The sequence below is a fragment of the Methylobacterium sp. J-043 genome, assembly GCF_022829505.1.
In the GTDB taxonomy this organism is placed as follows: Bacteria; Pseudomonadota; Alphaproteobacteria; order Rhizobiales; family Beijerinckiaceae; genus Methylobacterium; species Methylobacterium extorquens_A.
In genome coordinates this window covers 24,750-42,500 of the sequence record NZ_JAKSYB010000011.1, presented here as the reverse complement: position 1 = coordinate 42,500, position 17,751 = coordinate 24,750, and the positions used below count along the sequence as shown (strand labels likewise).

General features: G+C 68.3%; 19 protein-coding genes, 1 tRNA gene and 2 pseudogenes (1 of these 22 cut by a window edge). 7 read left to right on the top strand and 15 right to left on the bottom strand.

Translation table 11 applies throughout. The features are described from left to right. From cysW to MKK50_RS00445, 4 genes are all read right to left on the bottom strand, one after another. Positions 1-14: the 5' portion of a sulfate ABC transporter permease subunit CysW gene (gene cysW / locus MKK50_RS00460; RefSeq protein ID WP_499019639.1), read on the bottom strand. 889 nt of this gene lie to the left of the window's left edge; the window shows 14 of its 903 coding nt (coding positions 1-14); it begins with the start codon at positions 12-14; its stop codon lies beyond the left edge, outside the window. Next, a complete protein-coding gene (cysT, locus tag MKK50_RS00455; protein ID WP_499019638.1) occupies positions 7-861 on the bottom strand; it encodes a sulfate ABC transporter permease subunit CysT in 855 nt (284 codons plus the stop codon). Before cysT ends, cysW begins: the two co-directional genes overlap by 8 nt. A 4-nt stretch (positions 862-865) precedes the next feature. Further along, complete coding sequence (locus MKK50_RS00450; protein ID WP_253367653.1) at positions 866-1,915, bottom strand: sulfate ABC transporter substrate-binding protein; 1,050 nt, start codon at positions 1,913-1,915, stop codon at positions 866-868. A 230-nt stretch (positions 1,916-2,145) separates the two neighbouring features. Continuing rightward, positions 2,146-2,292: a hypothetical protein gene (locus tag MKK50_RS00445; protein WP_253367654.1), complete on the bottom strand. Its 147-nt coding sequence runs from the start codon at positions 2,290-2,292 to the stop codon at positions 2,146-2,148. Positions 2,293-2,569: 277 nt separating this feature from the next. Here MKK50_RS00445 and MKK50_RS00440 point away from each other — a divergent pair, with 277 nt between their 5' ends. After that, positions 2,570-2,860, top strand: a complete 291-nt coding sequence (locus MKK50_RS00440) for a hypothetical protein (RefSeq protein WP_499019635.1) — start codon at positions 2,570-2,572, stop codon at positions 2,858-2,860. Between the two features lie 509 nt (positions 2,861-3,369). Here the strand turns inward: MKK50_RS00440 and MKK50_RS00435 are convergent. Beyond that, a complete protein-coding gene (locus tag MKK50_RS00435; RefSeq protein ID WP_253367657.1) occupies positions 3,370-3,660 on the bottom strand; it encodes a hypothetical protein in 291 nt (96 codons plus the stop codon). Positions 3,661-3,780: 120 nt separating this feature from the next. On the opposite strand from MKK50_RS00435, the gene MKK50_RS00430 reads away from it, so the two are divergent. Further along, positions 3,781-4,200, top strand: a complete 420-nt coding sequence (locus MKK50_RS00430; protein ID WP_499019632.1) for a cupin domain-containing protein — start codon at positions 3,781-3,783, stop codon at positions 4,198-4,200. Between the two features lie 3 nt (positions 4,201-4,203). On the opposite strand, the gene MKK50_RS00425 is transcribed toward MKK50_RS00430, so the two are convergent. The 3 genes from MKK50_RS00425 to MKK50_RS00415 all read right to left on the bottom strand — a co-directional run bounded on the left by MKK50_RS00425 (position 4,204) and on the right by MKK50_RS00415 (position 7,346). After that, positions 4,204-4,839, bottom strand: a complete 636-nt coding sequence (locus MKK50_RS00425) for a cyclic nucleotide-binding domain-containing protein (RefSeq protein ID WP_499019630.1) — start codon at positions 4,837-4,839, stop codon at positions 4,204-4,206. A gap of 106 nt (positions 4,840-4,945) precedes the next feature. Further along, a complete protein-coding gene (locus tag MKK50_RS00420) occupies positions 4,946-6,274 on the bottom strand; it encodes a flavin monoamine oxidase family protein (protein WP_499019627.1) in 1,329 nt (442 codons plus the stop codon). Between the two features lie 106 nt (positions 6,275-6,380). Beyond that, positions 6,381-7,346 (bottom strand): Kelch repeat-containing protein, encoded by a 966-nt coding sequence (locus MKK50_RS00415; RefSeq protein WP_499019625.1) that lies wholly within the window; start codon positions 7,344-7,346, stop codon positions 6,381-6,383. A gap of 178 nt (positions 7,347-7,524) precedes the next feature. Here MKK50_RS00415 and MKK50_RS00410 point away from each other — a divergent pair, with 178 nt between their 5' ends. The 3 genes from MKK50_RS00410 (at position 7,525) to MKK50_RS00400 (ending at position 9,600) form a co-directional block, all read left to right on the top strand. Further along, positions 7,525-8,250, top strand: a complete 726-nt coding sequence (locus MKK50_RS00410) for a sulfate transporter family protein (protein ID WP_499019624.1) — start codon at positions 7,525-7,527, stop codon at positions 8,248-8,250. A 261-nt stretch (positions 8,251-8,511) separates the two neighbouring features. After that, positions 8,512-8,766, top strand: a complete 255-nt coding sequence (locus MKK50_RS00405; protein WP_499019622.1) for a hypothetical protein — start codon at positions 8,512-8,514, stop codon at positions 8,764-8,766. Between the two features lie 760 nt (positions 8,767-9,526). Beyond that, positions 9,527-9,600: transfer RNA gene (locus tag MKK50_RS00400), tRNA-Gly, on the top strand. A gap of 78 nt (positions 9,601-9,678) precedes the next feature. On the opposite strand, the gene MKK50_RS00395 is transcribed toward MKK50_RS00400, so the two are convergent. Both MKK50_RS00395 and MKK50_RS00390 read right to left on the bottom strand, forming a co-directional pair. Next, complete coding sequence (locus tag MKK50_RS00395; RefSeq protein ID WP_499019620.1) at positions 9,679-10,809, bottom strand: FAD-dependent monooxygenase; 1,131 nt, start codon at positions 10,807-10,809, stop codon at positions 9,679-9,681. Positions 10,810-10,930: 121 nt separating this feature from the next. Continuing rightward, positions 10,931-11,146 (bottom strand): annotated as a pseudogene (locus MKK50_RS00390) (phosphoketolase family protein); the annotation flags it as partial. A 115-nt stretch (positions 11,147-11,261) separates the two neighbouring features. Between MKK50_RS00390 and MKK50_RS00385 the strand changes: the two are divergent. Further along, positions 11,262-11,660, top strand: a pseudogene (locus MKK50_RS00385) (HAD family hydrolase); the annotation flags it as partial. Between the two features lie 42 nt (positions 11,661-11,702). Here MKK50_RS00385 and mltG read toward each other — a convergent pair. The 5 genes from mltG to fabD form a co-directional block, all read right to left on the bottom strand. Next, on the bottom strand, positions 11,703-13,118 hold the full coding sequence (mltG, locus tag MKK50_RS00380) for an endolytic transglycosylase MltG (protein WP_499019617.1): 1,416 nt from the start codon (positions 13,116-13,118) through the stop codon (positions 11,703-11,705). 218 nt (positions 13,119-13,336) lie between these two features. Beyond that, positions 13,337-14,599, bottom strand: a complete 1,263-nt coding sequence (gene fabF, locus MKK50_RS00375; RefSeq protein ID WP_253367675.1) for a beta-ketoacyl-ACP synthase II — start codon at positions 14,597-14,599, stop codon at positions 13,337-13,339. Positions 14,600-14,736: 137 nt separating this feature from the next. After that, positions 14,737-14,973 (bottom strand): acyl carrier protein, encoded by a 237-nt coding sequence (locus tag MKK50_RS00370; RefSeq protein ID WP_003599981.1) that lies wholly within the window; start codon positions 14,971-14,973, stop codon positions 14,737-14,739. A gap of 263 nt (positions 14,974-15,236) precedes the next feature. Continuing rightward, positions 15,237-15,977, bottom strand: coding sequence for a 3-oxoacyl-[acyl-carrier-protein] reductase (gene fabG / locus MKK50_RS00365; RefSeq protein ID WP_012252330.1), 741 nt, complete (start codon positions 15,975-15,977; stop codon positions 15,237-15,239). Positions 15,978-16,089: 112 nt separating this feature from the next. After that, the gene (fabD, locus tag MKK50_RS00360) at positions 16,090-17,022 is read right to left on the bottom strand and encodes an ACP S-malonyltransferase (RefSeq protein ID WP_499019614.1); all 933 of its coding nucleotides are present in this window, start codon (positions 17,020-17,022) and stop codon (positions 16,090-16,092) included. 346 nt (positions 17,023-17,368) lie between these two features. Here fabD and MKK50_RS00355 point away from each other — a divergent pair, with 346 nt between their 5' ends. Then, positions 17,369-17,698 carry a hypothetical protein gene (locus MKK50_RS00355; RefSeq protein WP_499019611.1) on the top strand — a complete coding sequence of 110 codons (330 nt, stop codon included), beginning with the start codon at positions 17,369-17,371 and terminating at the stop codon, positions 17,696-17,698. Positions 17,699-17,751 lie beyond the last annotated feature (53 nt).

The following is a 17,751-nucleotide window of genomic DNA, read 5'->3' as shown; positions in this document are numbered from 1 at the left end:
AGCGCCTCAGACATAACCGAACCTCCGCCGGCTCCAGGCCTGGATCAGGTTGATCGCGAGCAGGGTCACGAAGGAAATCGCCAGCATGATCACGGCGATGGCGCTCGCGCCCGCATAGTCGAATTCCGAGAGCTTGATGACGATGAGCAGTGGCGCGATCTCGGAGACGTAGGGAAGGTTGCCGGCAATGAAGATGATCGAGCCGTACTCGCCGACGCCTCGGGCGAAGGCGAGGGCGAAGCCGGTCAGCACCGCCGGGACCAGCGGCGGCAGCACGACCCGCGTCAGCGTCGTGATCCGTGATGCGCCGAGGATGGCAGAAGCTTCTTCGACCTCCTTGTCGATCTCCGCGATCAGCGGCTGCACCGTGCGCACGGCGAACGGCAGGCCGATGAACACCATGGCGATGAAGATGCCGACCGGCGTATAGGCCGCCTTGATGCCGACCTTGGCGAGTTGTTCACCGACGAGACCGTTGGGGGCGTAGAGCGAGGCGAGCGCGATACCCGCCACCGCCGTCGGCAGGGCGAAGGGGAGATCGACCACGGCGTCGGCGAGCTTGCGGCCGGGGAAATCGTAGCGGGTCAGCACCCAGGCGACGATGCCGCCGAAGATCGAGGCCGTGAGCGCGGCGAGCAGCGACACGCCGAAGCTCACCCGAAGCGCGCTGGCCACGCGCGGATCGGAGGCGACGTCCCAGATTCCGGAGAGACCGAGGCTCGACGCCTTCACCACGAGGGCGGCGAGCGGCAGCAGCACGATCAGGCTCAGACAGGTCAGCGTGTAGCCGAGCGTGAGCCCGAAGCCGGGAATCACGCTCCTCTGGCGGAAGCGCCGCCGGGGTTTAACGGGCTCGCCCATGCGGTCAGCGCCCGGCTCGGCTCAGTTGGTCGAACAGGCCGCCATTGTCGAAGTTGGCCTTCTGGATGTCGTCCCAGGAGCCTTGCAGATCTTCGATCTTGAACAGCTTGATCTCGGGGAGCTGCGCGAGATCCTCGGGCTTGGCGGCCTCGCGCTTGATCGGGCGGTAGTGGTGCTTGGCGAAGATCGCCTGCGCCCGGTCGCCGTAGAGGAATTGCAGGTAGGCCTCGGCCTGCTTGCGCGTGCCCTTCTTGTCGACGTTGGCGTCGACCAGGGCGACCGGCGGCTCGGCGTAGATCGAGGTCGGCGGCACGACGATGTCGAACTTGTCCTTGCCGAACTCCTCCAGCACGAGGAAAGCCTCGTTCTCCCAGGTCGGCAGCACGTCACCGAGGCCCCGCTGAGCGAAGGTGACCGTCGAGCCGCGGGCGCCGGTGTCGAGCACCGGCACGTTCTTGTAGAGCGAGCCGACGAAGGTGTTGGCCTTCTCCTTGTCCCGGCCATCCCGCTCGTAGGCATAGCCCCAGGCTGCGAGGAAGTTCCAGCGCCCGCCCGCCGACGTCTTCGGGTTCGGGGTGATGACCTTCACGTCCGGCTTGGCCAAGTCGTCCCAATCCTTCACGCCCTTCGGGTTGCCCTTGCGGACGAGGAACACGACGGTCGAGGTGTAGGGCAGGCCTTCGTTCGGGAGCTTGGTGCGCCAATCCGCTGGGATCTTCTTCGAGAGCTTGGCGATGGCGTCGATATCGGAGGGGATGCCGAGGGTCACGACATCCGCCGGGATGCCGTCGATGACTGTGCGAGCCTGCGCGCCCGATCCGCCATGGGCGGCGCGCACGGTGATCGCCTCGCCGGTCTTGGCCTTCCACTCCTCGGCGAAGGCCGCATTGATCTCTCGGTAGAGCTCACGCGTCGGGTCGTAGGAGACGTTGAGGATCTCGCTCTGCGCCTGGGCGCTGCCGGCGGATGCAAGGCAGGCGGCCATGGCGAGGCCGAGAAGGACCGCGCGCCGATAGGGTGCCGCGCCGGGCTTGATCGGATATCCGTCGAACACGTCGTCTCGCCTCCACAGTGCAGGCCATCAGCCCGCCTATGCTGAGGGAGTGTTCGTTTTAAAGAACGATGTCAAGCTCGGGGCTACGTTCGGAGCGTCACCCAAAGTCCGATACCGGCGCCATTCTCAGACGTAATAAGATAAAAATTCTTCTATAAGGCGATTAGATAGAGATAAATTCTATCGCGCGACGTTCTTTTGAAAGAACGTTTTCGGGGATGATGCCGCTGTCAGGCCGAGGCCCACTCGACCGCCAGCCAGACGCCGCGGGCGATGATGAACCACCACGTCACCGTGACACCTAAGGCGCCGAGTAGTCCGAGGGCCGCGAAGCGCAGCTTGAACGGGCGCAGGACGGTTTCGAAAGCGCTCTTCATCGCGGGACTTCTTCTCATCGCGTTGGTGTTTCGGTCTCGAAAGGGATGCCCGCCGTGCCGCGTTGCTTGTGACGGCGTGCCATCGCGAAACAATCGGTGCCGTGTCGGGTGATTCCGCCCCGGCCGTGGCAAGTGACGAACCAGCGTTGCACCGCCCCCACCGTCTCGACCGAGCGTGCCGCCGCGGGACCATCGCGCCGGGCTTCGGATTTGCAGCGCTGCGAATGACCGTCCCGATTTCGGACGCTTCGATCAGACCTCGAGAAAGCTTTTGGAAATGCCGTTGCCCACCCTCGCGAAGAACCCCTCGGACCGCGACGTGCAGCCGATCCTGTTCGGATTGCTCGCGGACGGGTCCGGCGAGGCACGCTTCGCCGGTACGCCGTTCGCGCTCGTCGGCCCATCGTCCGAGGCAGCCCGGTTCTCGCCCTCACGCGACTGGTACGGCCGCTGGGCGGTGCAGCCCCTGCACGGTAGCCTGCAGCGGGACGCGACGCGGATGGATCGCGGTGTGTGCCCGGAGGACATCGTGATTCTGGGTCCGCGTCGGCACACCCGGCGCTCTTGAGGCGTCACCGCCGCGCTATGCGCCGCGTGTTGCATCCCCTAAGCTCGGCCCATGGAGAATCACGAGCTACGCGAATCGCGGGCGGCCCTTATCCTGATGGGCGTGGCGGTGCTCGCCGTGCTGCTGTTCGGAGCTGTTACGCTGATCGTGCAGGCCTCGGGATGAGCGGCTTCGGCTGACCGATCGATGCGCGTCCCGCAATTCAAGCGGCCCGTGTCGTGACGCGGCGTCTTGCAAGAAACTCCGCTGGCATCGTGCCCAGAGCCAAGATGGCCGCTGATACGGTTCCCGGTCGATCGCGTCGGATTTTGCTCCCCGCCATCATCACGCGGCGAAGCCGAAGCGATCCAGGACAGGACCCCTCCGGATCGAGCGGAGCCCTGGATTGCCACGGCTTCGTTTCGCAGGGACAGTGACGAGTTGGAAGCGACGAAGCGGATCCGTACCCGGGGAACCAGACCGGACCCGCCGACCGGAAGCGGTATGATCGGGAAGTTCCTGAGGCAGGCTCAGTCCGAGAGGGCGCGGATCTGCTGGTCGAGCGCTTCCAGCGCGCGAGCCTGATCCGGCTCGGGCTCGGGGCCGCTGACATAGGCGAGCGTCACCCGGGCAATGCGCAGAGCCGTCGCGAGGTCGCGACCTTCACGCCGCGCCTGATCGATCACGGTAGCGACATCCGCCATGACCTGGGCGTTTCCCTCGTATCCGCGCATCATCTCCGGGCCATCAATGTCCGGGCCGCAAACCGTGCGGCGCTGCGAAAACTTCGCGTCGTCCCGAAAGCCGGCGATCACCGCCAAGGACGATACCCCATCCCTAACATTTTCGCCCGGTTGATGAAACGCGTGGGCCGCGAGCCCCTGTGCACCGGCCACCCGCGTAGGCATAATCGTCGCTGGACGAAACGGGAGCAGCGCAGAATGGACGAGCGGGGATCAGCCGGCCACGCTGTGTTCGACGTGGCCGAGAGCGTGCGCCGCCTTCCCGAAACCGCGGCGACCATGGTGGCCGACCACCGCTTCACCGACGACGAGACGGCCAGCGCCCGCGTTTTCCGGGTCTACCGGCCGACGCCGCCGCACTACCACACGACCTGCGACGAGTATCTCTACGCTCTCTCCGGTCGCTGCCGGATGCAGTTCGGCGACGCGGTGCCGGTCGAGGTCGGGCCGGGCATGCTCGTGTTCTTCAAGCGCGGGGTGGTGCATTCCGTGCCGGAGATCCTGGAGGAGCCGGTGGTGTTCCTCTCCGTCGACACGCCCCGGCGCGGGCCGCGCGACATCCAGTTCGTTGAAGCCGGAACGGGCACGCCCGACGGCTTTATGCGGCAGACCGACTGACGATCACAGCACGTCGCTGCCGGCCGGCGCGGTGCGTTGGACGCCCATCACCTCGGCCGTGCTTTGGAACAGGCGCTCGCTGGTCAGCTTCAGGAAGAAGAAGCCGAATTCCGGATTCTGATAGTAGAGCTGCTTGACCTCGGAATAGGACAGGCAGCGCGCGGTTCCGGCCTCGACGCAGGCGAGCGAGCCGGTGCGGCGATTGCCGGGCGAGAGCATGCCGAGTTCACCAACGATCTGGCCCGGCCGGATATCGAGGCCGTGCTCGGCGATGCGGAAGCGCCCGCTCTCGATCAGGTACATTTCGTGGGCCGGGTCGCCCTTCAGGAACAGAACTTCGCCGGCCCTGAAGCGGCGCGAGGTGCCGAAGGATTTCAGCCAGTCGAGGGAGAGGTCTCCGGAGGCCGCCCGCTCGGTCTCGCGCACGAGGCGGACCATCTCGTAGAGCCGCCATGCGTTGAACGGGATCTGGATCGCTTCGGTGAGCATCACCGGCACGCTGCCGATCAAGTAGCCGTAGGTGATGACGGCGCAGCTCGCGCACAACGCCACGATCCGCAGCGGGATCATCGTTCCCATCGCCGAGGAGGCGACGGTGAGCGCCGTCCCGAGATAGCCGATGGCTTCGACCCAATTCATCGCGTCCCCCCGACGTTCGGCCGGCCCTCGCTCCCGCGGGCGCTCATGCGCGTTCGTCGCAGCGGCGGTTCGCCCATCCGAATGGGGGATGCAAGTGCGGGAGCGCTCAGGCGCTCGCGCGTAGCAGGGCACGATCATCGGCGAGGGTGTCGGCGACGCGATCGGCCGCGCGTTGCCCTTCCTCGTAGGCGCCACCCGCCGTGCCCCATTGCGCACGGGAGTTCGCCTCGCCGGCAAACCAGATCCGTTCGCCGACCGGCTCCTGGAGCGTCGTCCGGGCCGCCGCGTGTCCGGGGGGAACCACGGCCCAGGAGCCCCGCGACCAGGGATCGTGCCGCCAAGCGGTCACGGCCGGGATCGCGAGGTCGGCGAGGGCCGCGCGGCCGAAATGTTCGGCCAGAACCGCGCGGGCGAGGCGGCGCGCGCCATCAGGGCCGGCCCCGGCGGCGTCGAGGACGCGGGCGAGGGCCGTGTCCAGTTCGAGGTAGTGGAACGGCGTGTCGTCGATCCGGGTCAGCATCCCCGGCGGCTTGTGGCGTCCGCCGACCACGCTGGCGAGCCGGTCGCGGCCGCGGAACGGCGCCGAGGGCCAGTGCAGGACGACGTGCTCGTAGATGCCCGACAGGAAGCCGTCGATGGCCGTGCGCGTCCGTTCGGGCAGCGGCGGATCGAAGCGGAAGGCCGCCTGCAGCACGGGCATCGGGGCCGTGACGATGACGGCCCGCGCGGCGAGCCGCCCACCGTCGGCGAGTTCTACGCGCACGCTCGGCCCCGACCAGTCGAGGCCGGCCACGGGGCATCCGAGCCGGATCGGCAGTCCAAGCGCCAGCCGCGCCAGATAGGCGCCGTAGCCGCCCGCGATGAAGAAGTTGTCGCCGTATTCCATGCTCGGCCAGTCGTGCAGCGACACCTCCTCGAGCGGTCGTCCCGAGACCAGCGCGTGAACGCCGGCGATGCGCTGGCGCCAGGGTCCGAGATGGCAGGGCAGGGCGCCGGAGGCCGGACCGTCCTGCGAGCGGGAGGCTGCGCCCGTGATCGCCCGGTCGGCGACGTCGAAGGCGCGGGAGAAAGCGGCTTCCTCAGCCGCACGCGCCGGACGCCGGCCGATCCAGAGATGCTGTTCCTGCGCGGCCCGCCGCAGCGGCTCGCCGCGGGTCCGGGCCAGGGCGACGAGGGGGTTGATCGGCCCGGCATGCAGCCAGTGCGCCCCGAGATCGATCGCGTGGCCACGCAGCCGCGTCGTCACCGCGCGCCCGCCGACCCGGTCGCGTGCCTCGAGAACCGCCACCGACAGGCCGCGCTCGATCAGCCGCCGGGCCGACGCGATCCCGGCGGCGCCCGCGCCGATCACGATCACGTCGGGCGCGGCCGGAACCGGCGAGACGCGGGGCGCGACGGTCGGGCGGAAGCGGGCGTGCTCGGCGGGAGGGCGCATGGTCTCGACGCGGATCCGGAAGGGCGGCGGCCCTCATCTCGTCCGCTCACCCGGCCGCGGCAAGCGGTTGCGGCCGCAACAAGCGCCTGCGGCGGCCTGCCGTCGCTCAGCGGGCCGGCGCGGCGCCGTTCGGATCGAGTACCTCGACCGTTCTGGATCGGTCGCCGCCCGGCCGCGGGCTTCCGGTGAGGGTGAAGATGCGGCCCTTGTAGGTCACCGCGCCGAAGCCGTGGCGGGCGGTGGGAAGCCGGGCCAGGGCGCGCCAGAGATTGCCCGGCAGATCGAACGCCTCGACCTCGTCATAGGTCTTGCGGTTCGACTCGCCGCCGATCACGAAGACCTCGCGGCCGAGCACGGCCGAGGCGACACCGCTGCGCGCGGTCGGCAGGGGCGCCGCCTCGCTCCAGGCGTCACGCGCCGGATCGTAGACCTGATTGGCCGAGAGGTTCTTGCTCGAATCGCCGTCGATCCGGCCTCCGCTGGCGACGAGCCGACCCTCCATCGTCTGCACCGCCAGGTGGTCGCGGGGCGTCGGCAGGTCGGCGGCCCTGCTCCACGTATTATTCGCCGGATCGTAGGCCTCGTGGGAGCGGACGTTGCCGCGTCCCGACCCGCTGCCGCCGACGACATGGATCTTGTCGCCGAGCGGTGCCGCCCCGCCCGCGGCCCGTGCGGTCGGCATCGGCGCGCGGGCCTCCCAGACATTCGCCTTCGGATCGTACGCCCAAACCTTGTCGGTCGCCTCCCAGCCGTTGACGTAGCCGCCGAACACGTAGATCCGCCCGCCCTGTTCGGCGGCCATGGTGTGGTGGACGGGGTAGGGGAAGGGCGCGCCCTTGCTCCAGCGGTCGGCGGCCAGATCGTAGATCAGCAGTTCGGTCGCGCCGTTGTAATCGCCGATGACGTAGGCCTTGCCGTCGAGCGCCGCGACCGCGACTTCGGAGCGCTCCGCCGGGGCGGAGTTGGCTCCCGCCCAGGCCCCGACCTCGTGGGCGGCGGCAGGCAGGGTGGCGGGAGCGGTGGCGAGCAGGGAACCGAGCAGGACGAGACGGGCGAGGGCAGGGCGGGCCATGGGCGGGTCTCCGGCGGATGCCTTGGTGGGCTAACTGTCTTTGCGGGCAACGCTTCAACCGCGCTCAGGAGCCGCGCTTCGTCAGGGTTTCCGCAAAGGTGGGGCTTGCGCCATCACCGCGGAGTGGCGAGAACCCGCCTCGGGTGGGTGCGGATCATCGGAAGGATCGAAGGGCGGGATGCTCATCAAGGCCGCTGCCGCCGCCATGCGGCAGGTATTCTCCCCCGCCCTGCGCGGCATTCTGTTCAAATCGCTGGCGCTCACGATCGGGCTTCTGGTCGCCGTGTGGTTCGGCCTGACCCGCCTGATCCAGGCCTTCCAGGCGAGCCACCACATCTCGGCCGACTACCCGTTCCTCGACACCATGGCCTTCTTCCTGGCCGGTGCCGGGCTGTTCGTGGCTCTGGCCTACATCATGCCCGCGGTGTCGATCCTCGTGGCCGGCTTCTTCCTCGACGACGTGGCCGAAGTGGTCGAGCACAGCGATTTTCCCGCCGACGCCCCGGGGCGTGCCCTCCCGTGGGGGCAGGCGCTCGGCTCGGTGGTTCGCTTCGCCGGCCTCGCCCTGCTCGTGAACCTCGTGGCGTTGATCCTCGTCTTCGTGCCGGGGGTGAACCTCTTCGCTTTCTTCGGCGCCAACGCCTACCTCCTCGGCCGCGAGTATTTCGAGCTGGCCGCCGGCCGTTTCCGCTCCCTGCCGGAGACGCGGGCGATGCGCGAGCATCACGGTTTCACGGTGATCGCCGCCGGCTGCCTGCTCGCCGGCCTGATGATCGTGCCGATCGTCAACCTCGTGACGCCGCTCTTCGGCGTGGCGCTGATGGTCCATCTCCACAAGGGTCTCGAACGCAGGGCGCTTCCCGGCCCGGCCGAGACCAATCCCCGCCTGCCGAACCGGCGCTGACACGCCGCGTTCACGGACGACAGGACGCACGGCGCGCTTCTTTGAGCGAGGCCGGGCACTGTCTCGTCGAAGCACGTCCGCAGTGTGGCGCAGCCTGTCTCGTGGCGTGGGCTGAGGGGCAAACCACGGTCCGGGTTTAATCCCTGACGGTGCGTGTGCCTCGGCACCTCATGCAGGAGTTTGATCGCCTATATCAGTAAAACCAGAGGAAAAGATCGCGCTTTCAAGAGAAGGCGTCGAACGAAAGAAAGTGAACATCACATGAAGACCCGCGTTGCCGCCGTCGTTGCCGCCGTCATCATCGGCGTTACCGCTCCGGCCTCTTCCGTGATGGCCTTTGACCCGAACGCTCGCCCGACCACCCCCTCCGACGTATCGGTCACGGGTTCGCTCGGTGTCCACGACAGCGCTGCGCACACCGCCTGCCCGACGAGCTCGGCGGCCGAGGGCAATGCGAACCAGCAGAACTTCCCGGTCAAGCAATATGGTCAGACGTCCGGCGGCACGCGCTGCTGAGCCCAAAGCGCCGAGCGCTGGCGCCGCGAGAATGTGATATCGTGCAGGTTGCCATTCCAAGTGGAACTTTAACGACAATATTGGCCACAACGGCCTCACGTCTTCGCGAGTCACGGTGCACTTCATCGTCTCGGCGCATTTTTCTTGCTCCCTCGACGGAATGACTGAGCGTTTCTGTCGTTGATGGAATGACTGGACCTCAATGGCCCGGTTTCTGCCTCTCCCTCCGCCAGCCGGCCTTTGGCCATACCGCGACCACGCGGGGCCGACGCCGCCGATCGGAGCCACCGACCGCAAGGAGTTGATTGAGCATGCAACTGAAGCCCGTCTCCTACGCCATGATCGCCGTGTTTGCCTGCTGCCTCGTGATGACCGTCGTCGGCTCGATGAACGTACTGCTCGGCGGCATGTAATCGGCAGAATGGCCAACCGGCACTGCTGCAACAGAACGGGCACAGAGCTCGATTCTCCTGAGCCGTAGACAATCGCGGCACCGAACTCCCCGGTGCCTCGGACCGCGTTTCCTGGGCGAGATCGCCCGTCGCTCGATGGTCGCGGGCGTGGAAGCGGGGGGCGACATCGACGCATCGGCAGGGGCAGGAAACTGCGCCGCGGACCAGGTCGGTTGACGCATCCGTGAGACGGCAAAGGGCCGGTGTCCGCGCTTCTCAAAGCCGCCAGGTCATGCTATCGCCCCCAACACGATGCCGCTCCAGCGGAGGCGTGCCGGCAAGCCGGTCGTCTGCCTGAGATGCCATCGGCGGGTGTAGCTCAATGGTAGAGCAGCAGCCTTCCAAGCTGAATACCCGGGTTCGATTCCCGGTACCCGCTCCAACTTCCTTCCCCGATCCTTTGCCGAAGCCGTTCTGAGCCTGTCAGTACGCACCGCTGCGGCTTTGCTGCGATCCGGCCTCAGCCCGTCGGCGTACGGAGCGGGCCATAGGTGGCGCGGTAGCTGCGCGGGCCGATGACGGGCAGCAGAACGTTCCTCGCCCAGTCCGGCAGCCGCGCCGTGCGCGACAGACGGTCGGTCATGCTCTGGACATGCGCGACGCGGGGGCGCCGTAGCCGTTCAAAGTCCGGCCCGACGTGATTCCAATCCGTGCGTTCCGCCAGCAGACGGGCCAGAACCTGGGCATCCTCCAGCGCGAGCGCAGCACCTTGGGCCCAGACCGGTGCGGTGGCGTGCGCCGCATCGCCCAGCAGAACGACGCGGTCGCGGGTCCAGGTCGGGATGCGAACCTCCTCCAGAGGCGAGTGATAGACCGCATCCGGTCGCGACAGGACCGCATCGAGCGTGTCGCGCACCAGACGGGGAAAGGGCGTGAACGCACCGCGGATTGCGGCCGGGTCAGAGCCACGCTCCCGCCCTGCGCTCACCGAGGCCCAGCCATAGGCTTCGCCGCGATCGACCGGTATGAGCAGAAACAAGGCCCCGGCCCCGGCCCATAGCGTCCAGGCCTCGATGCCGGGATTGGGCGTCATGAAACGCCAGCTCTGGCTTGCCAGCATCGCCGCCCCGAGGGCCTGTTCCCCGAACAGGCTGCGGCGGACCGCCGAGTGAACGCCGTCCGCCCCCACGAGCAACCCGCCCCTTTCCGTCGAGCCATCGGCGAGTTCGGCCGTCACGCCCTGCTGATCCTGCCGAACAGTGGCGATCGCGACGCCCCGGCGGATGTCGTCCGGTGCAAGATCGTCCTGCAACAGGCGCAGCAGGTCGGCGCGGCGCAGGCAATGCGGCCCCGCTTTCGTGCCCCAGAACGCGGTCTCGTCCACGGCGAAGAGAAGGCGTCCGCGCTCGGTGCGGTACTCGCGACGCCGCACCGGCGCGCCGACCGCGCGGAGTAAATTCAGCAAGCCGAACTGGCTCAGCGCGCGCACCGCATTGCCGGGCAGATTGATCGCCAGTCCCGCATCCGCCTGCTCGCCGCGCCGTTCCAGCGTGAGCGAGGGGATGCCCCGCTGGTGCAGGGCACGCCTGACGGCGAGACCGGCGATGCCGCCCCCGGCAACGAGCACGCGGCCAGCCTGTTGCGTGTCCATGTGTCCTCGCACCCGTTCCCGCACCATTGCCCGCGTCGTGCCGCACGGAGCCGTCTGCCGACGAGAACCGGGTAGACCCGGCAGGGCGCATCGACGCAAGCCCAGAGCGATCGGCGCCCGCTCAGTGCGGATCTCCGGTTTCGTCGCGCATCTCGTCGGGCCACTTCCAACGCTGGATCTCGGGCATGTCCTCGCCGTTTTCGCGGATGTAGGGCTTGTGCGCAGTCAGGCGGTCTCGGAACGCCTGCTTGGCTCCTGCCGCCCGCGTCACCAGCCCCGGCGCCCGATCGATCGCCTCGACGGCGAGGTGGAAGCGGTCGAGTTCGTTCCGCACCACCTCGCTCTCCCGCGCCTTGGCGGCGTCGAGCGCCGCCTTGGCTGCCTCCGCCTTGGCCTTGCGCTGGTCGAAGATCTGCTTGGTCATGTAGACCCTTGCCGACCAGCTCCTTGCCGCGGTTGCCCATGCCGATGCGTTAGCCGCGAAGAAGCAGGCGGTGATCGACAGCCTCATCGCCGAGGATCGCTTCAAAGCCTGTCCGGATACGATTCGCCTCGCGGTCGCGCTTTGGGATACCGGGCTGCACACCGTGCTCGCCTCGTCCTCGCAGAACGCCGACGCGATGCTGGCCCGTGTAATCCTGCCCGACGGGCGTACGCTGCTGTCGCTGTTCGAAGCGGACGTGAGCGGGCGCGACGTCCCGCGCGGCAAGCCTGACCCGGCCCTGTTTCAGCTCGCCGCCAAGGCCGTGAACGTGCCGCCGGCCCGGTGCCTCGTCGTGGAGGATGCGCCGGCGGGGATCCGCGCGGCGCCTTGGTCGCGGCCGCCTTCGCAGCTGATCCGTCGAAGCGGCGCGCGACCCATGAGCGGCGCCCGGTACACGCCGCCGTTGCCGTTAGGGGTTGCGGAGTGCCGGCACCGTCTTCGGCGAGCCGAGGTCGTAGCTCTTGTTGCGGAGGGGATCGAGGCGGGTGCCCTCTGAGGCATCGAAGGCCTTCGGGCGCGGGCCGCCCGCGCCGCCATCGGTGGCACCGTCGAGCGCGAAGGCTGAGTTCGAGCCCGGCGCGTAGGCCGAGGCGCGGCCGGGAGCGGCGCCGGGCTGGCCGGAGGGCTGCGCGGCATTGGGCTCGGCGGTGTTCGGATCGACCTTGTCGACCGCGCCCGGATCCGCCGGCTGCGATTGCTGGCGGGAGCGCTCGACCTGCCGCCAGCGGGTAACGTTGCGCTGGTGACCCTCCAGCGTGTCGGCGAAGGCGTGGCCGCCGGTGCCGTCGGCGACGAAGAACAGATCCTTGGTGCGCGACGGGTTGGCGACCGCTTCCAGAGCCGCGCGACCCGGATTGGCGATCGGGCCGGGCGGCAGCCCCTCGATCACGTAGGTGTTGTAGGGGGTCGCCCGCTCGATCTCCGAGCGCATGATGCCGCGCCCGAGGGTGCCGCGCCCGCCGACGAGACCGTAGACGATGGTCGGATCGGATTGCAGCTTCATGCGCTTCTGCAGCCGGTTGACGAACACGCCCGCGACCCGCGGACGCTCGTCGGCCCGGCCGGTCTCCTTTTCGACGATGGAGGCCAGCGTTACCATCTCGGCCGGCGTCTTGACCGGCACTTCGGGGCTGCGGCGCTGCCAGATCTGGTTCAGCACCTCGCGCTGCTTGGCGCGCATCAGGTTGAGGATCTGCTGGCGGGTGGCGCCGCGCTCGAACTTGTAGGTATCGGGGAGAAGCGAGCCCTCGGGCGGCGTCTCGGCGATCTCGCCCGAAAGGATGTCGTTCTCCCCGAGCCGAGCCACGATCTGCTCCGAGGTCAGACCCTCGGGGAAGGTGATGGCGTGCTGGACCTGACGCCCGTTGGTCAGGGTCTCGATCGTGTCCTTCACGCTCGCATGGGCCTTGAACATGTACTCGCCATGCTTGAGCGTCCCCTTGCCCCCGAATCGGGCGGACATCTCGAACAGGCTCGGATGTTCGATCACGCCTTCACGGGCGAGGATGCTGGCAATCTCCGAGGTTCCACTGCGGCTGGGAATCACCACGACCTTGTCGGCGGAGAGTGGCCCCGGCTCGGAGGTCTGGCGATTGAGCAGGGTCAGGCCGATCAGGGCGCCGAGCGCGAGGACGACGCCGAGGGTGAGGAACCCGCTGATGGTGGCGAGCAGGCCGCCGCGGCGGCGCTCGGGCTTCTCGGGCGGGGGCGGGGCGACGGTGGGCTTGATGGCCTCGCTCGGGCTGCGCGGCGACGGCCGGTTCGGCAGCGACGGCTCCTCGGAAGCGGGCGGCGGAGACGGCGGCTCTTGTCGTCTGCGAAACATCCGGAATCCTGCTGTGGCCCGGCGTGAAGGTCCGCCCAAGGCGTTCCGCGCCGGTCGCTCGACCCGAGGGCCGAACCTCGAGTGTCTCTCACGAAACGCTCGCTCGTGGACCGGGCGTTTTGCGAGGCAGTGTAAGCAGTTTTGTGGCGAAATGGCGTTGTCTGCGGCAGAGCCGCCGCACCGCGCGCGCCTTCAGGCGAAGGCGGCCATGGTCGCCGTCACGCGACCCGGCGCATCAGCAGCGAGGCATTGGTGCCGCCGAAGCCGAACGAGTTCGAGAGCACCGTATCGACGCGCTTGCGCTTGGCCTCGTGCGGGATGAGGTCGATCGCGGTCTCGACCGACGGATTGTCGAGGTTCAGCGTCGGCGGCATCACGCCGTCGCGGATGGCGAGCACGGAGAAGATCGCCTCCACCGCCCCGGCCGCGCCGAGCAGGTGGCCGATGGCCGACTTGGTGGACGACATCGACGCCTTGGCGGCGGCATCACCGAGCAGACGCTCCACCGCCTTCAACTCCAACTCGTCGCCGAGCGGCGTCGAGGTGCCGTGCGCGTTGATGTAGTCGATCTCGGACGGATCGATCCCGGCCCGCTTCACTGCCGCCTTCATGCAGCGGTAGCCGCCGTCGCCGTCCGGGGCCGGCGAGGTGATGTGGTAGGCGTCCCCCGACAGGCCGTAGCCGATCACCTCGGCGTAGATCTTGGCGCCGCGCGCCTTGGCGTGCTCGTACTCCTCCAGCACGACGATGCCCGCGCCTTCGCCCATGACGAAGCCGTCGCGGTCGCGGTCGTAGGGCCGGGAGGCCTTGGTCGGATCGTCGTTGAAGCCGGTCGAGAGCGCGCGGCAGGCGGCGAAGCCCGCCAGCGACAGCCGGTTGACCGGCGCCTCGGTGCCGCCAGCCACCATCACGTCGGCGTCGCCCAGCGCGATCAGCCGCGAGGCGTCGCCGATGGCGTGCGCGCCGGTGGAGCAGGCGGTGACGACCGCGTGATTCGGGCCCTTCAGCCCGTGCTGGATCGAAACCTGCCCTGAGGCGAGGTTGATGATTCGGCCGGGAATGAAGAAGGGCGAGATGCGCCGCGGACCCTTCTCGTGGAGGGTCACGGAGGCGTCGTAGATCGTGCCGATGCCGCCGATGCCCGATCCGATCAGGACGCCGCTGGCCTCCTGATCCGCGTCGGATTTTGGGTGCCAGTCGGCATCGTCGAGCGCTTGGCCGGCTGCGGCCATGGCATAGACGATGAAAGGATCGACCTTGCGCTGCTCCTTGGCCTCCATCCACAGATCGGGATTGAAGGTGCCGTTGGAGCCGTCGCCGAAGGGCAGCGTGCAAGCGATCCGGCACGCGAGGTCGTCGGTCTGGAACGCGGTGACCGCGGAGGCGCCGCTGTCACCGGCGATGAGGCGGCTCCAGGTATGCTCGACGCTGCCACCCAGCGGCGAAACCATCCCCAGCCCCGTGATCACCACCCGCCGCATAGCCCGATCCCAACCGACCCGCTGAGTCCCTAAAGGACGCTTTTGCCCTGAAGGACCGTTCCGTCCCGCAGGGCGCTTGGTTCAAAACGTGACGGCGCGCGGGGCCTCATCGACCCCGCCCGCACGAGCCCACCGCCTCAGGCGGAGTTCTTTTCCAGGAACTTGATCGCGTCACCGACCGTCTGAATGGTCTCGGCCGCGTCGTCCGGAATCTCGACGTTGAACTCCTCCTCGAACGCCATCACCAGCTCGACGGTGTCGAGGCTGTCGGCGCCGAGATCGTCGATGAAGTTGGAGGCCTCGGTGACCTTCTCAGGCTCGACGCCCAGGTGCTCGACGACGATCTTCTTCACGCGCTCGGCGATATCGCTCATCGTTGTTGGTCCTCGTCTTCTCGATCGTGATGGTGTGTGCTTCTGACGAAAGCGCCGTGGCCGCCTCACCCACTTCGGGGCTTGTTCTGGACGGCCGGTGTTCGATCGCGCGTGGTTTGGAAAAAGCCGCAACCCGCTGAACCGTCAACTCCCCTGCACGGCTGAGCCGGGTGTTAACACAGGGTTTCCGCTCTGGCGAGTGGCGGTTCAGAAAGCGTTCATCGCCGTGGTTTTCCGGTTGGAACACCTCTTTGTGGACATTCTCAGTACATCGCCATGCCGCCATTGACGTGCAGCGTTTGGCCCGTCACGTAACCCGCTTCTTCCGAGGCGAGATAGACTGCGGCGGCACCGATTTCGGCGCCCGTGCCGAGTCGGCCGGCGGGCACGCGGGTGAGAATCGTCTCGCGCTGCTTCTCGTTCAGCGCATCGGTCATCGCCGAGCTGATGAAGCCGGGCGCAATGCAGTTCACCGTGATCCCGCGCGTCGCGACCTCGGCTGCGAGCGCCTTGGTCATGCCCACAAGACCGGCCTTGGCCGCGGCGTAGTTGCCCTGGCCCGGATTGCCGGTGGCGCCGACGACCGAACCGATGCCGATGATGCGGCCGTGGCGGCGCTTCATCATGCCCCTGAGCGCGGCGCGCGACAGCCGGAAGGCGGCGGTGAGGTTGACGTTGAGCACCGCCTCCCACTCCTCGTCCTTCATCCGCATGAAGAGGTTGTCGCGGGTGATGCCGGCATTGTTGATCAGGATGTCGAGGCCGCCAAGGGCCGATTCGGCGGCCGGAAGCAGGGCTTCCACCGCCTCCTTGTCGGCGAGGTTTGCTTCGACCACCGCGACGCGCTCGCCGCCGAGTTCCGCCGCCAGCTCGTCGAGCACCGCACGGCGGGTGCCGGACAGCGCGACGTGGGCGCCCTGCGCGTGCAGCGCCCGGGCGATCGCCCCGCCGAGCCCGCCGGTTGCGCCGGTGACGAGGGCCTTCCGGCCGGTGAGGTCGAACATGGTGGCAGCTCTTCTAGTCGTCGTGGAAATTCGGAGTGCCTCGTAGAACGCCCGATCACCGATCGTCGCCCCTCCGGGTACGACGGTGCAGCTGGAGGTTCGAGCGAGACAATCAGGCGTAGGCGGCGACGTCGTCGGGGGTGCCGACCGCACTCGTGGTCGCGCTCGGCGCAATCCGCTTGACGAGGCCGGTCAGCACCTTGCCGCTGCCGAGTTCGAAGAAGCGGTCGACGCCCGCCTCGGCCATGGCCGCGATGCTCTCGCTCCAGCGTACGGTGCCGGTGACCTGGGTGATCAGCGCATTGCGGATCGCGTCCGGCTCGGTGAGCGGGCCGGCGGTGACGTTGGCATAGACCGGCACGATGGGGGCGTGCATCGGCACCTCGGCCAGCGCCCGGCGCATCGCTTCGGCGGCGGGCGCCATCAGCGCGCAATGGAACGGGGCGGAGACGTTGAGGAGCACCGCGCGGCGCACGCCGCGGCTCTGGGCCAGCGCCATCGCCCGCTCCACCGCCTCCCGGTGGCCGGAGAGCACGACCTGCCCCGCGCCGTTGTCGTTGGCGACATCGCAGACCAAGCCCTGCGCCGCCTCGCCGGCGATGTCGCGTGCGGTGGCGAGATCGGGCCCGAGCAGGGCGGCCATGGCACCGATGCCCGGCGCGACCGCCCGCTGCATCGCCTCGCCGCGAATCCGCAGCAGGCGGGCCGTATCGGAAATCGAGAAGGTGCCGGCGGCAGCGAGCGCCGCGTATTCACCGAGAGAATGGCCGGCGACGAAGGCCGCATCGCGCGCCAGATCGAGACCGCGCTCGGCCTCCAGCGTGCGCAGCACGGCGAGGCTCGCCGCCATCAGCGCGGGTTGAGCGTTGGCCGTCAGCGTCAGCTCTTCGGACGGTCCCTCGAACATCAGGCGCGAGAGATTCTGGCCGAGCGCGGCATCGACCTCCTCGAACACCTGCCGGGCGGCCGGGAACGCATCGCTCAGCGCCTTGCCCATGCCGACGGCTTGGCTGCCCTGTCCCGGAAAAATGAACGCTCGCGTCATGTCGTCCTGTCGCCTCGGCGCCGGAACGGATGCACCGGCGGATCGGTGTCCCGTCCGATGTCACGCCGTACCGTCGCAGTCATCAAGCGGGACCGGCAGTACGGGGATCGCCGGGAACTCCGTTTAAGGTGCGGCGCAGTCGCATCACGTGCGGCGGGTGTCAACAATGCGCTGCACAAGATCAGAGCGGCAGAAAAGCCAAGATCGACCAGGGATTCAGGCCTGCGATCACGGCCGAGCTTGGCCTGCACCCTCGAACATTATCGATGTTGCGATCAGAACCGGGTTCATTTTCGCGCATTGATCGAAAGGCCCTCGCTTGGATGGGCCCTGCGAGACACACGCCATGTTCCGCACGATGCATCCCCAGGAGGCGGTCGGGCACGCGCATGCCCTGATCGGTGCCTATGAGACCGCCCATGCCGGGCTCGCCCGGATCTCGCACGAGTTCCGACGCGACCTGTGCGTCACACTCGATCGGCTCGGTCCCGGCGCGGCGCTCTATCTGCGGGCCGTCCGCAGCGACCTCGAAGGTCGCACCGTGGAGGCGCGGGCGACATGGCCGCTCTGGATCGACCGGCTCACCGACCCGATGATCGATCGCCGCTTGATCGCGTCCCGTGCGCTACTCGACGCCGTCGAGAGCGAGGCCGACGCTCGCGGGATGATTCTCTGAGGCATACCTCTCGAAGCCTCGATCGCCGGCTTCCAGGGGACGGCGCTCCCGGT